This is a genomic window from Hutsoniella sourekii ATCC 700629 (assembly GCF_000518205.1).
GTDB classification, from domain to species: Bacteria; Bacillota; Bacilli; order Lactobacillales; family Aerococcaceae; genus Hutsoniella; species Hutsoniella sourekii.
On sequence record NZ_JADD01000025.1, the window covers coordinates 1 to 13257 of the forward strand.

Consider the following 13257-nt stretch of genomic DNA (forward strand, 5'->3'; position numbering starts at 1 on the left):
TTTATTGATGATAGCCACCTTAATGCTCCTTGAATAAATGCGCTATTTGCTAATGTCCACCCAAACATTATTATTACTAGGAAAATTATGATAGTAACATAGCTCATGAATACAGGGCCAAAAATAATGTACAACAATTGATAACCTAAAATTAACAGGATAGCCATGACTACAGTTAAGAAAACTTCTTTGATGCTGTTGCCTTTTAGACTTGGAAGTATGCTGTTTAACAATATTATAAGTGATAAGTTAATACCGACTTGTAAGAAATGAAAAATAGTTTTACTTACTACTACTTCAAAGCGGCTCACTGGCATACTTTGAATGAGGGCGTGATATTCATTTTTGTCTTCCAGACCATCGATATTTCGCATATTAAACATGGACAGCAGTAAGCCTAAAATTAAAGGTATTTGATCATTACTCACTACAAAGGAGACTAAGATAAGAATAATCAATGATAAAATTAATAGTTTTCGACTTACTATCCAATCTTTAACTAGTAATGCTCGCATTTAATTGTCTCCCTTCAAGTGATAAATCATAATATCTTCCAATGACGCTGGTTCAATTAGAACCTTGTCACCATAAATTTCTTGAAAAATTTTTGCATCTTCGCTCAAACCAGCAAAGCCAGACTCTCTCTCTGTATAACCTATTAATAAGTTTCGCATCTCTGAATCCAGCAATTGAAGTGGACCCTTGATGAGATTGTAATTTTCAAGCAAATAATTTTTAGAATCCTGAATTAATAATCTTCCATCATTAATAAAGATAATATAATCCGCAATTTTTTCCAAATCGGCTAGGATATGGGTGGAGAATAATATCGTCTTTTCTTGATCTTGGATAATATCATACAGTAAGTCTAGAATCTCCAACCTTACGACTGGATCTAATCCAGATGTTGGCTCATCCAAGATGATCAGATCTGCATTATGGCTTAAAGCAACGGCTAATGAAAGTTTAACCTTCATACCTGTAGATAAATCTTTTACTTTTTTCTGCAAAGGCAGCTTAAAATCACGACAGAGAGAGTCGAATTTATCTTTATCCCATTTAGGATAAAAACCGTTAACTAAGTTGCCAATAGAACAAACATTCAAATTTTCATAATAAATATTTTCAGCATAAACAAAACCTATTCGCTCACGTGCGGCTTTTCCTTCATTTTCATGATCATAGCCTAAAAGATCTATTTGTCCTGTATCCGCCTTAATCAAATCCATTGTCAATTTAATGGTTGTTGATTTCCCCGCTCCATTGGGCCCTATAAATCCCGTAATATAGCCTTTTGGTATCCGTAAATTCTTTAAATCAATTTTAAAGTCACCAAGTGTTTTGGTAACATCTTTCATTTTTATCGCATATTGCATTTTTTATTCCTCCACTTTTTCACTGAACCGTTGAACTATTTCTTCAGAACTTAGGCCTATACTTTTTGCTTTTATAATAACTTGTTCGATACCCGCATCTATTTCTGCTAGAATTTTTCTTTCAATCAAATCAATATCCAAATCGGCTACATACGTTCCTTGACTTGGGATGGACATCAGAAATTTTTCTTGTTCTAAATTTTCGTATGCTTTTTTAACAGTAATAACACTGACTTCTAAATCTTTAGCCAACTGTCTAATAGATGGTAAACGTTCTTTTTCCTTTAATTCACCAGATATAATGTTACGCTTAATTTCTTTTATTATCTGTTCGTACAATGGGACTTTAGAAAATTTCGAAAGATTAATATTAATCATTTAACTTCTTTCCTTCACACTTTGTGTATATACTATATACACAAAGTGTACAGGTTTGAGTTTCTTGTGTCAAGCATTTTATTAACAAATAACAGAATCAGAGAGCACCTCCGCCTGAAAGAAAATTTACTAAAAGGTTAATACCTATTTGTCCTCGATTTACACAAATGTTTTTATTATTTTTGTTCAATTTATTCATATAAGAAAAGCTCGCTTTAGGTTTACACCAAATAAATTCAAAAGAGACTATTTCTGCATATCATAAAAAGAGAGACACAGAACTACATCATTCCCATTCTGCGCATAGTTCTATGTCTCTTTTATTTTTCTATTGTAATGATTTCTCCTGTCTTAAGTTTCACTTCAAGGCTATCTTCCTTAACACGCACTTCCTCCATCAACCGATTAACCAAGCTTTCATCATATTCCTCCAGCTTAATGTGCTGCCCTTTGAAGAAGGCTTTGATATCTGCTAATCTCCTACGCTTATCTTCATTAGTCGCATTCGTAATCAACAAAGCTTGTTTCTTCTCTCTCAAGTCATAGATTTGTTCCGCTAATCGTTCGTATTCATCTTTTTCGTTTCCATTTATGTACAGTTGCTTCTGCAATTCATGAAGCTGATCATCAACGTCCTCAACTGTTTCATCGTATTTTTGATTCAAGACTTCTTTGATGTTCATTTCTAATGTATCTAAGTAGTCACTATCCTCAATCAAGGAATTAATGACTTCAACAATCACTTCATGCAACATATCTTCTTTAACGGTTCGAGCCTGGCACTTAGAAGGGTTATCCATGCGGGCGACACACCGCCAAACAACTGATTTACTGCCCCGACTATTCCACTTGACCCGTCTAAAGATTTCTCCACAACAGTCACAGATGACTTTACCAGATAAAGCATACTTTCCTTGGTAGAGTCGCTTTTTCTTTCTCTTACCTGAGTAGAGGTTACTACGCCGTGCTTTTTCTTGTTGAGCCAGATGAAAAACCTCTTTAGACACTATTGGTTCATGATTATCCTCGATATAATATTGAGGAACCGTCCCATCATTAGGCACTCTCTGCTTGGTTAAACAGTCAACCGTATAGGTTTTCTGCAACAAGGCATCCCCCATATATTTTTCGTTGCTGATAATTCGGTTAATGTCATCACTAGACCATTTGAGTAAGCCTCTAGCAGTTGGCATCATGTCCTCGGTTAACCCTTTGGCAATCCTTCCCGTTCCTTTGCCTTCCAAGTACTCTTTAAAAATTCGTTTAACGATTTTAGCTTGTTCTTGGTTAATCACTAAATTTCCATCGCCATCTGTATCATAACCTAGGAAGTTTGTCGTATTAAGCTTGACTTGCCCTTGCTGGTAGCGATACTGTAAACCGAGTTTGATGTTCTTACTGATGGACTCACTCTCTTGTTGGGCCAATGAAGCCATAATTGTGATGAGCACCTCTCCTTTAGAATCAAGTGTGTTAATATTTTCCTTTTCAAAATAAACTCCCACGTTCTTCGCTTTCAGTTCCCGAATGTACTTCAAGCAATCCAGTGTATTTCTAGCAAATCGGGAGATAGATTTGGTAATAATTAAATCAATACTACTTGCCTGACATTCTTCAATCATTCGGTTGAACTCTCGGCGATTCTTAGTATTCGTTCCAGAAATCCCTTCATCCGCATAAATATCCACTAATACCCAATCAGGATTCTTACGGATATACTGCGTATAGTGATTAACTTGTGTTTGAAAACTGCCTGCTTGTTCTTCACTTTCAGTGGAGACTCGGCAATAAGCTGCTACTCTTAATTTATTTTGATGATCTTGTACATCATCCGTATCTTTTTTTCTCCAGGGTGGGATGACCATCACCCGTTTGTTATTCATATAATCACCTCAATGCTTTGATATAACTGGTTTGCTTGTCTCAGTGGATCGGTTACGGTTTCCTCTTGATGGCCCCATCTAAATTTGTCAGAGATATTAAGTTTCACCTCTTTAACTTCAAAATATCGCCCCAGCTGTTTTTTCCTTTTCTCCCGTTCTCCTTGAACTGCATCAAATAAATCCGGAGGGATAATTCTTGGATAGCCCCTCTCTCCTAAATAGATCGGGTTCGATAACATCTTTCCAATTTGACTATGTGATTTAGTCACCCCTACTTCTTTCCCTGCTTTGACTAAAGATACACCTGTTAAATAGGTTTCGTATAATAATTTAACTTGAGCTGCTTCCTTAGGATGCGTTTCAATTTCACCCTGATTCATCTGATAACCAAAGTACACTCTCACTATTTTCCCTCCTTTCTGTTAGTACCAAACCACCCACTAAATGAAAATGAAATACCGTTCGACTCTCTATTTCGATCTCGTCAATAAAGTCATTGACCAGCTTAGCTTCAAAATGTTGGTAGTACTCAGCCTCTTTTAAGAATTGATTGGTATGTTTCAGGGCTGTGACCGTTTCTAATTTATTGACATCTTTCCTTAATAAGTTTTCTTTCCTCTGGAGCCAGACTTTTTTCTCTGCTTCAAGACGGTTCATTTCTGCTTGGTAAAAGGTCATCTCAATTAATTGGCTATTTAACAATTCGGCAAGCCTTTGCTTTTTAGCCTGACACGTTTGTAATTGATTCTCTATTTCATCAACTGCTCTTTCATCTATTGAAGTGGGCTCATCCAATCTTTCAAGCGTTCTTTCTATTATTTCTCGCCTTCCAAAAATGAGTTTATTAAAAAGGATCATCAAGGCTTCTTGGATTTCAGTCTCTTTAACAAACTTCATTGGGCACTGCTTAATATCACTCAAATGCGTCCCACAGCACCAAGCAATATAACTCGTCTGGTTAGAAGAATAATGGGTTCGTCTGATAAAGGTGCCCCCACAGTGACCACACTTAATTTTTTGCGTAAAGGGATATGTTTGATTGGCAGTTTTTGTCACATTTTTCCCTCTCTCCGATAAAAGAGATTGTACTCTTTCAAAATCATTTCTGGTAATAATCGCTTCGTGATTGTCTGGAATATAGTATTTTTCAACATCTCCGTCATTAATATGTCGTTTATACTGACTATCGGTATAAGTTTTTTGATAAATAAAATCACCCACATAAACTTCATTCATTAAAATATATTGCACGGTGCCTTCTCGCCAGGTTTTGTCTCTAGGCGTTGAAATCCCTGCTTTGATTAAATTTTTAGCAATCCGATAAGTCCCTTCTCCTTGAAGATACCATCGGAAAATCTTTTGAACAATTTCTGCTTCTTCTTCATTGATTTTTAATTGACCGTCTATAAAATCATAACCGTAAGGCGGACAACTATATCGATAACTCCCTTGTTCAATGCGTTTGATCCGTCCCCATTTGGTATTATCAGAAATAGACTTTGATTCAGCTTCTGCTAAGGAGCCAAGAATCGACAGTAGAAGTTCTCCATCCATCGTTTGCGTATTCAAATTTTCTTTATCAAAATGGATAGCTACCTCTAACTTCGATAATTCTCGGATAATGGCCAGACATTCCTCAATATTTCGAGAAAATCTGGAAATCGATTTTGTTAAGATTAGATCAATTTTCCCCGCTCGAGCATCTTCAAGCAGTCGTTGAAGCTCTTGACGATCAGCTAAGTTCGTTCCACTGATTCCTTCATCCACATAAATGCCAACCATATGCCAATCAGAGTGGCTTGAGAATAAATCTTCAAAATGTTGAATTTGTGTTTCTAGAGATTCTAGCTGTTCAGGCGTCGAAGTGGACACCCGAGCATAAGCAGCGACCCTTATTTTTCTTTGAACCGATGTAGACTCAATGGCTTCAATCTTGGTGACTTTTTTCAAGTGATCCACCTCCTTTGGTCGTGTCACATATTAGCTCTCAATCCCACTATTATCAACGTTTCATACCAATAATTCAGCTAACATCGGCTTGATTTTTTCTATATTTAATTGATGAATCACCTGTTTTTCTTCACTCGTAATCAGGTCCGCCAGGTACAATTTTTCTAGTACCTGCTCAGATAAATAGTAATCAAGTTCATTTTTAATAGTTAGATCTGTCATATACTATTCCCTCCTCATCTCTAGTCGCCGAGAAAGAAGAAAGTTAACCGCTCTGTTAAAACTTCTTCCTACTATTAGCCATGGGAGTAAGGAAATTCGTACCCTTTTTCTAAAAATAAGCAAAGAAAATAAGACCTACTAGCCACAACAGCTAATAGGTCGATTGTTTTCAATACGCTTATTTTTCTTTGAAGGTAACTTGGTAGGTCACACCATCAACCACGACTTGCCCTTGCCCTATCTTAGGTTTATCACCCCCGACAGCTTGTTGCTTAGAAACTGTAATCGTTGTTTGGTTTGACTTCATCTTTTGATTGACGGCTTCTTGAACTTTAACAGGATCATGTCCCAGGCTTCGAATCGCTTTAATTCGCTCCTCACCATTGCCATGCTTGCCAGTTAAAACATCATCGACAAGTTGGTTGAAGTTAATTGGCTGCAAGAGTTTATTCACTTCATCCTGAACCTGTTTAGGGTTATAGCCCGCTTGTTGGAGTCGTTTCACCCTGTCAGCGCCATTGCTCCATTTACCCTGGACCACTTCTTTGGCAACTGCCTGATTAGATAGTCCTTTACTTGGTTGAGATGCGCCGTATTTAGGTCGGGCATACCCTTGAATACATTCTGCATACTGATGATAAGTCCGTCTTGCTACTTGGGAAACTCCGTTCACAGTTGTATTCCCTTCAATGGTAGTAATGTTGTTCCCTGAAACAGACTCGACATAACCGATGTGATGAGCCCAAGCAGTGCGTTGGTTGTTCCATTGAAAGATAACCACATCGCCTGGATGAGGTTTATAAGTGTTCCCACTCAATTTTAATGGGTGCCAGATCCCCTTTTGCTTAAAGATGTTTTTATGACGCTCCACCCCACACTCTCGTCCAATCAAAGAACTTGCCCCAGCTTCATCAGCTACTACGGTCACAAAAGTGTCACACCAGTCATCTTGATAGCTCACTACATAGCCTAAAGGGCGAGGTTGTACTCGGTTATAGGCATTAATTAAAGCGTGATGACTACCTGAACCTTTTTTAACACCGATATATTTACGCGCCACATTTAAAACATGATGGGCTGTTATTGACATAGGATATCCTCCTTTATCTAGTTGATCTAAATGGCCATTGTTTGCTTGGTTGATCGCTTGACGCCTAGCAACCATCCCTTTCAAATAAGGCTCATAACCGCTAGCCGCATAGTCATATTTTGCTCCACCTATTCTAAACAAGCCTTTGACTGCCTGCTTAAAGTCTGTTTCCCGACGAACCTTATAAAGGCCATCAGGTCTTAATAGATAAGTCCAGTCGGTTATAAAATCTTCAATGTTTTTGTAATGATAGTAATAGCCACCTTCAGTTCGAGGGCGCGGACTCCCTTTTGTTACAATCACCCCAGAGGGTCGTTTGACTTCACTTAAACGTTCTTCATCAGCTGGCATCGACATACCTGACAGGTTATTATCCATTTTGGCAACATTGCTTTTCCCCCAACCACTCTCAAAATGAAGTTGCACCAAAAGCAAAGACGGTAGAATGTCATATTCTGCCGCCTTTTTTAAGATGATTTGAATATGATGGTTTGCTAACGTTGCACCTTGATACGATAAATCCATCTACTTCCTATCCTCCTTGTCATTGAGTTGTTGAAGGGTATCTTTTATTTTTTGAGGCACTTTCATCCCCATACCAGCTGCATTTTCAATAATGGAAAGCCCCTCATTAGAGGCATAGAAACAGATGGCCGCCGTACGTAATACGGTGTGTTCCAGACCAAAGACATATAAATCTAGAATGTTAGCTACCCCAACAATCAAGAAAATCATAACTTTCTTGGTAATCCCATGGCGACCTACTTTACTAGATAACTTCATCTCATAAATGGCTCTAAGAACCCCTGTAATATAGTCAATGATGACCATGACTAAGAGCAAAGTTAACAAACCATCTAATGGGCCAAAGAACCAGCCTACAAAACCTCCTAATATCCCTAACAATTTTGTGACATCATGATGCTTTAACATTTAATTACTCCTCTCTTTTACTTTATCCCATGCTTCATCCATGGTTGGTATTCTCTCACCTCGCAAAGATTTTGGATTTATTTCACTTGCTCTGACTTCTATCCACTGCTTACCATACTTAATATGATCAATAAAAGTGATATTGTAGTAGTGACTATTAAAGAAAATTTCATGATTTTCTGTTAGTCCTGGAATAAAACGAAAGGTAAACTTTAATTCTCGATGTATCTGTAAACCATAAGCCTCGTAATATTCCTTTCCATGAAGATTACTTACTTTAGCCCAACAACGATATTTAAATATTCGTTGCTTTCCCGTGGGAGTGTTGAATTCATCCAATAATGTTTCAGTGGAGCAGATCACAATACGCTGATCTAACTGACCAATTGAAAACACTAGAACACCTCCGTTCGATAAGGATAGAGAATAGCTCGAAGAAGATTCATCATCACATTAAAGTTCGCCGATTCACGATTTTCATATAGATAGGCCACTCCGTAAAGGATGGCGGAATGAATATCACTAGGTACTTCTTCATAGTCAGATAAGGGATGGCGGAGAATATTTTCGACCGTTTGAGTAGTCGACTGGATGAGCTTAGTAATTAGCCCATCCTCACTGTCGTGTTCTACCCGCAAGAATAATTTAGCTTCTTCTAAGCTCACCATGTCTACTCGCTCCTTTCCTAGCTAGCCTTTTGTTTAAGAACTTTGATCGCTTCTGGCAAGATCAATTTGCCATCGACACGCTGTGAACCTAAGAAACCAACCTGACCATTGGTAGCATAGAGTTCATTCAGACGCTTGAAACTACGACCTTGGCGATCAGCAATCCAGAAATAAGAGAAATCACCAAACAGGACGGTGGTCGCACTCGCCGCTAGTTCTGGCATGTAAGCAGACGTAAGCACTGGACAGTTAAGGATTTTATCAGGTGTTCCCTCTACTAGGGATGGTTGCCAGATATATTGACCGTTACCATCTTTCAACTGACGCACTGCTTTAACCGTTTGGTCATTCATAACAAAGACTGCATTTTTACGGTAAGGCTCTTTTAAGGAATAATAGAGTTCAATTAAGTCGTCAAAAGTAATCGCCTTAGCACCTGCAGTGGTGGCTCCAGTTAAAAGCGCCTTATCTTTTAAGAGCCCTAGTGGTTTGCCTACTCCGTCCCCAGTTAAAAAAGCTTCTTCTTCCTTAGCACCTAAGCGACGAGCAAATTCACGCGCAATATAACTCGGTAAGTTGAAAGCTGCATCATTGAGTAGTTCTTCGGATACCTTCACTAAAGTTCCTAGTTTATGTGCACCTAAGAGCACTTGGCTAAAGCTTGTATCACTTTCTACATAAGCCCCTTCTTCATCCATCCAAGCCGCTTCACCTTTTGATGCAACAACAGGAATTTTACGCTCACCACTTTGCGTTTGAATGACTTTAGCAATCCGTCTAAAGATATTCTCACTCTCCAAGCCTTCCACTAAAGTCTTTTCAAATTCATCAGGGACTAAGTAGCCTCCTTCTGAATCAGTTCCTACTTGCAAAGCATTTTGAGGAACAAGGTGTTTTTTACCTCGCATAATGTTCCAAAAGTTTTGACTGTATTCATCATGGTCACTCTTAACTTTATCTCCCATTATTTGGTGGTTCATCGGTTGAGTCGTTGGTTGATTTAACGAAGCATCCATCGCTTCTTGACGTTCTAATCGTTCAATTTCTTTACCTAAATTCACAACAACAGCCTCCATTTCTTCATAGCGGTTCGTGTCCGCCGCATCTAAGACATCTGCTTCTTGATGTTTTTCATCTAAAAAAGCCTTGGCTTGATCCCAGGCTTGTGCACGTTTTTGGCGTAATTCTTGTAATTTATTCATGATTATTCCTCCTAAGGTTTCATTTGATAGAGACGGTCAACTAAAGCAGTAATCGGTGTCGTATCTGCTTTTACTTTATTGATTAAACAGGTCGCTGCTTCCTTACTTGAATAAGCATAGGTGGTTACCGTAGCAACTTTGGTGTCTTGCATGATGTCATCACAAAAGCCTAGTTCCATGGCCTTATAGGCATTCATCCAGGTTTCTTCATCCATCATGGAGGATAGAACCTCACGAGTAAGATCTGTTTTAATTTCATAGGCATTGATAATCGACTCCTTGACTTCCATTAACATGGTAATTGCTTTCGCCATTTCGCTATGATCCCCTAAGACCGCTGTTAAAGGATTATGAATCATCATTAAAGCCGTCGGGGCCATCTCAATCTTTGTTCCCGCCATCGCAATCACACTTGCTGCCGATGCGGCTAACCCATCGATACGCACCGTCACTTCATCAGGATATTCCATTAACATGGTATAAATCTGACTCGCTGCAATACAGTCACCTCCTGGCGAATTTAACCAAATGACAATTGGCCCAGTTTCAGCTTCGAGTTCCTCTCTAAATTGTTGAGGAGTCACTTCATCCCCATACCAGGATTCTTCAGCAATCACACCCTCGATGGTGAGTTCACGATTCCCATCCTTATTCTTCGTCCAATTCCAAAACTTCATAATCGACTCCTTTCTTACGATAAAATTCCCCAGCCAAATCAAGCGGCAACATATTACCGTTCACTAAATACTTATCGCCACCTTCTTCGGGGCTGATTTTGTTTAAATCTTCCAGTTCTCGAATATCGTTCGCTGATAACCAACCATTCTGCCTTGCCACCGCATACCCATTCATCCGACTTTCGTAGTCTCCTCTAAGTAGTCCGTTCACATTGAATTTAATCTGATAACTCGATTTTTCCTGTGGAGTGAGTAAGGCTTTCTTCAAAGCTTGTTCCCAACGAGTGACCCAGGGATTGAGAGTGTACTTCACAAATTCCATCGACTGTTGTTCGATATTGTTATAACTCGACCGTTCCAAGTCCCCAATCATATGAGGCGGAATACGAAAGAGACGTGCAATCTCATTTAACTGAAATTTACGCGTCTCTAAAAATTGGGCTTGGTCAGGCGGAATCGTGGTTTGTTTAAAACTCATCCCTTCTTCTAATACAGCAATACGGTGCTGGTTCGTTCCTGAAAATTGGGCTTGCCAGGACTGTCGCAACCGTTCAGGGTCTTTAACAATGCCTGGATGTTCTAAAATACCGCCTGGGTTGGCACCATTCGCAAAAAACTTGGCCCCATATTCTTCAGCAGCAATCGACAAGCCAATCGTATTTTTAGCCATGGCAATCGGGCTATAACCTACCAATCCATCAAAACCAAGTCCAGGAATATGAAGGACATCTTCTCCTTTTAACGTGACCTTGGTTTCTTTATATTGGTCTTCGACTTTGGTATAGACATAGACCAATTGATTAGACTTCGTACGAGTGACTTCCATTTGATCGGGTAAAAGCGGATATAGTCCTAATACTTCTCCGCGACCATTTCGAATAATTTGAGCGTAGGCATTACCCCATAAGAGTAGGTGTGTCATCAGAGTTTCACGAAATATAAAACTGGTCATATCCTCATTGACTTGGTCATGGAGCAAGGGATAGAGCGAATGATGATAAGCCCGATTTCTATTTCCTTCTGATACTTCATACAGATGAAGGGGTAGGCTTGCCACTGACTCGGCTAAAATACGGACACAGGCATAAACTGCACTGGTCTGCATCGCGGTTTGTTCAGTGACTTGTTGACCAGAGGGTGTCGGACCAAACAAAAAGGATAAGCGACTGTTAGACAAGTTAGTCGGCTTATCCCTTGACTTGAACAATTTTTGAAAGAAATTCATAAGAGTAGTATCCCCCTTTCTTGGTAAATTGACGTTGGGTCATTACCTTGGTTTCTAAGCGCCCGATCCAGGGCCATGATGGTAGCGACAATGCCATCAATTTTTTCTGATGACTTTTCTTTATCGGGTTTGATATTCCCAGCGGGGTCTTTTCGGATATAGATGTTATCTGCCATCCACCTCAGCACTGGATGCCCGCCATGAGCTATTTTTGCTTCAAGCGTCAACTTCATCAGTTCTTTGGTGGGTGGACTCATATCCTTGAATCCTTGCCCAAAAGGAACAACGGTATAGCCCATGCCCTCTAGGTTCTGGGTCATTTGAATGGCGCCCCAACGGTCAAAGGCAATTTCATGGATTTGATACTGTTTGCCTAAGGCATCAATGAATTCTTCAATGTAGCCATAGTGAACCACATTCCCTTCGGTCGTCAGGAGATAACCTTGTTTGACCCAGGACTCATAATGGACATGATCACGGTTGGTTCTAAGAGCCACATTTTCTTCTGGAATCCAAAAGTAAGGCAGGATTGCATATTTATCGTCCTCATCTTCTGGTGGAAAGACTAAGACAAAAGCGGTGATATCAGTGGTTGATGATAAGTCCAATCCGCCATAACAAACTCTCCCCTTCAGATGATCTGTATTCACTGGATAGGCGCACTCATCCCACTTATCCATAGGCATCCACCGCACTGCTTGCTTCACCCATTGGTTGAGTCTCAGTTGCCTAAACGCATTCTCCTCAGCAGGGTTTTGCTTAGCTTGATCACAGGCGACTTGAACCTTTTCCATAGCTACGGTCACGCCTAAAGAGGGATTCGCCTTCTTCCAAACTTCAGGATCCGTCCAGTCCTCATCTTCTTTTGCGCCATAAATGACAGGATAAAAGGTTGGGTCCGATTTTCTCCCTTCTAAAATATCCTCAGCCTTTTGATGAATCTCATAGCCAATGGTATTGGTATCATTGCCTGCTGTTGTAATTAAAAAGTAGAGAGGTTGCGTTCTGGCATCCCCTGAACCCTTAGTCATAACATCATAGAGTTTACGATTGGGTTGAGTATGGAGTTCGTCAAAAATAACGCCACTAATATTAAAGCCGTGCTTGGAGTAGGCTTCTGCCGACAAAACCTGGTAAAAGCTATTGGTCGGATAATAAACGATTCGCTTTTGACTGGCCAGAATCTTCACTCGCTTGTTGAGTGCTGGGCACATGCGTACCATATCCGCCGCCACTTCAAACACGATGGAGGCTTGTTGACGATCCGCCGCACAGCCATATACTTCCGCTCGCTGTTCCCCGTCGCCACAGGTTAATAGCAATGCAATAGCGGCAGCCAGTTCAGACTTGCCTTGTTTTTTGGGAATCTCCACATAAGCGGTATTAAACTGGCGGTAGCCATTGGGTTTCATCACGCCAAATAGATCGCGAATGATTTCTTCTTGCCAGGGAAGTAATTTGAAAGGTTTACCTGCCCACTGCCCCTTGGTATGGGTCAAGCACTCAATAAAATTCACCGCGAAATCGGCTTTTTGTTCATCATAATAAGAGGTATCTTCCATAAATCGTGTGGGTTTATAGTTTAATAATTCACTCAACGTCCTCCTCCTCACTAAAAAAGAGCCCTTATTTAGGACTCTGTGTCGTAGTTAT

At 39.7% G+C, this 13257-nt stretch carries 15 protein-coding genes; all 15 read right to left on the reverse strand.

From position 1 onward, the window contains the following. On the reverse strand, nucleotides 1–515 hold a 515-nt coding region (locus T408_RS0106655), incomplete at its 3' end, for an ABC-2 transporter permease (protein ID WP_028119260.1). Next, nucleotides 516–1376, reverse strand: a complete 861-nt coding sequence (locus tag T408_RS0106660) for an ABC transporter ATP-binding protein (protein ID WP_028119261.1) — start codon at nucleotides 1374–1376, stop codon at nucleotides 516–518. A 3-nt stretch (nucleotides 1377–1379) separates the two neighbouring features. Beyond that, nucleotides 1380–1754: a GntR family transcriptional regulator gene (locus tag T408_RS0106665; RefSeq protein ID WP_006309247.1), complete on the reverse strand. Its 375-nt coding sequence runs from the start codon at nucleotides 1752–1754 to the stop codon at nucleotides 1380–1382. A 320-nt stretch (nucleotides 1755–2074) separates the two neighbouring features. Continuing rightward, nucleotides 2075–3637: a recombinase family protein gene (locus T408_RS0106670; RefSeq protein ID WP_028119263.1), complete on the reverse strand. Its 1563-nt coding sequence runs from the start codon at nucleotides 3635–3637 to the stop codon at nucleotides 2075–2077. Next, the gene (locus T408_RS0106675; protein ID WP_157060778.1) at nucleotides 3634–4041 is read right to left on the reverse strand and encodes a recombinase family protein; all 408 of its coding nucleotides are present in this window, start codon (nucleotides 4039–4041) and stop codon (nucleotides 3634–3636) included. Before T408_RS0106675 ends, T408_RS0106670 begins: the two co-directional genes overlap by 4 nt. Continuing rightward, nucleotides 4004–5587, reverse strand: coding sequence for a recombinase family protein (locus T408_RS0106680; protein ID WP_028119265.1), 1584 nt, complete (start codon nucleotides 5585–5587; stop codon nucleotides 4004–4006). The genes T408_RS0106675 and T408_RS0106680 overlap by 38 nt, the downstream gene beginning before the upstream one ends. A 60-nt stretch (nucleotides 5588–5647) precedes the next feature. Then, the gene (locus T408_RS12095) at nucleotides 5648–5809 is read right to left on the reverse strand and encodes an SHOCT domain-containing protein (RefSeq protein WP_157060779.1); all 162 of its coding nucleotides are present in this window, start codon (nucleotides 5807–5809) and stop codon (nucleotides 5648–5650) included. 178 nt (nucleotides 5810–5987) lie between these two features. After that, complete coding sequence (locus T408_RS0106690) at nucleotides 5988–7424, reverse strand: glucosaminidase domain-containing protein (protein WP_028119266.1); 1437 nt, start codon at nucleotides 7422–7424, stop codon at nucleotides 5988–5990. Further along, a complete protein-coding gene (locus T408_RS0106695; RefSeq protein ID WP_051444828.1) occupies nucleotides 7425–7832 on the reverse strand; it encodes a phage holin family protein in 408 nt (135 codons plus the stop codon). Next, nucleotides 7833–8228, reverse strand: a complete 396-nt coding sequence (locus T408_RS11770; RefSeq protein ID WP_051444829.1) for a phage head closure protein — start codon at nucleotides 8226–8228, stop codon at nucleotides 7833–7835. Beyond that, entirely contained in the window at nucleotides 8228–8500 is a 273-nt protein-coding gene (locus T408_RS0106705; protein WP_028119268.1) for a head-tail connector protein, read from the reverse strand. The genes T408_RS11770 and T408_RS0106705 overlap by 1 nt, the downstream gene beginning before the upstream one ends. A gap of 17 nt (nucleotides 8501–8517) precedes the next feature. Next, nucleotides 8518–9702: a phage major capsid protein gene (locus tag T408_RS0106710; protein ID WP_028119269.1), complete on the reverse strand. Its 1185-nt coding sequence runs from the start codon at nucleotides 9700–9702 to the stop codon at nucleotides 8518–8520. 11 nt (nucleotides 9703–9713) lie between these two features. Continuing rightward, complete coding sequence (locus T408_RS11110; RefSeq protein ID WP_084543967.1) at nucleotides 9714–10382, reverse strand: head maturation protease, ClpP-related; 669 nt, start codon at nucleotides 10380–10382, stop codon at nucleotides 9714–9716. Beyond that, on the reverse strand, nucleotides 10351–11604 hold the full coding sequence (locus tag T408_RS0106720; RefSeq protein WP_028119270.1) for a phage portal protein: 1254 nt from the start codon (nucleotides 11602–11604) through the stop codon (nucleotides 10351–10353). The genes T408_RS11110 and T408_RS0106720 overlap by 32 nt, the downstream gene beginning before the upstream one ends. Next, nucleotides 11601–13166 carry a terminase large subunit gene (locus T408_RS0106725; protein ID WP_211230834.1) on the reverse strand — a complete coding sequence of 522 codons (1566 nt, stop codon included), beginning with the start codon at nucleotides 13164–13166 and terminating at the stop codon, nucleotides 11601–11603. The genes T408_RS0106720 and T408_RS0106725 overlap by 4 nt, the downstream gene beginning before the upstream one ends. Between the last annotated feature and the right edge of the window lie 91 nt (nucleotides 13167–13257).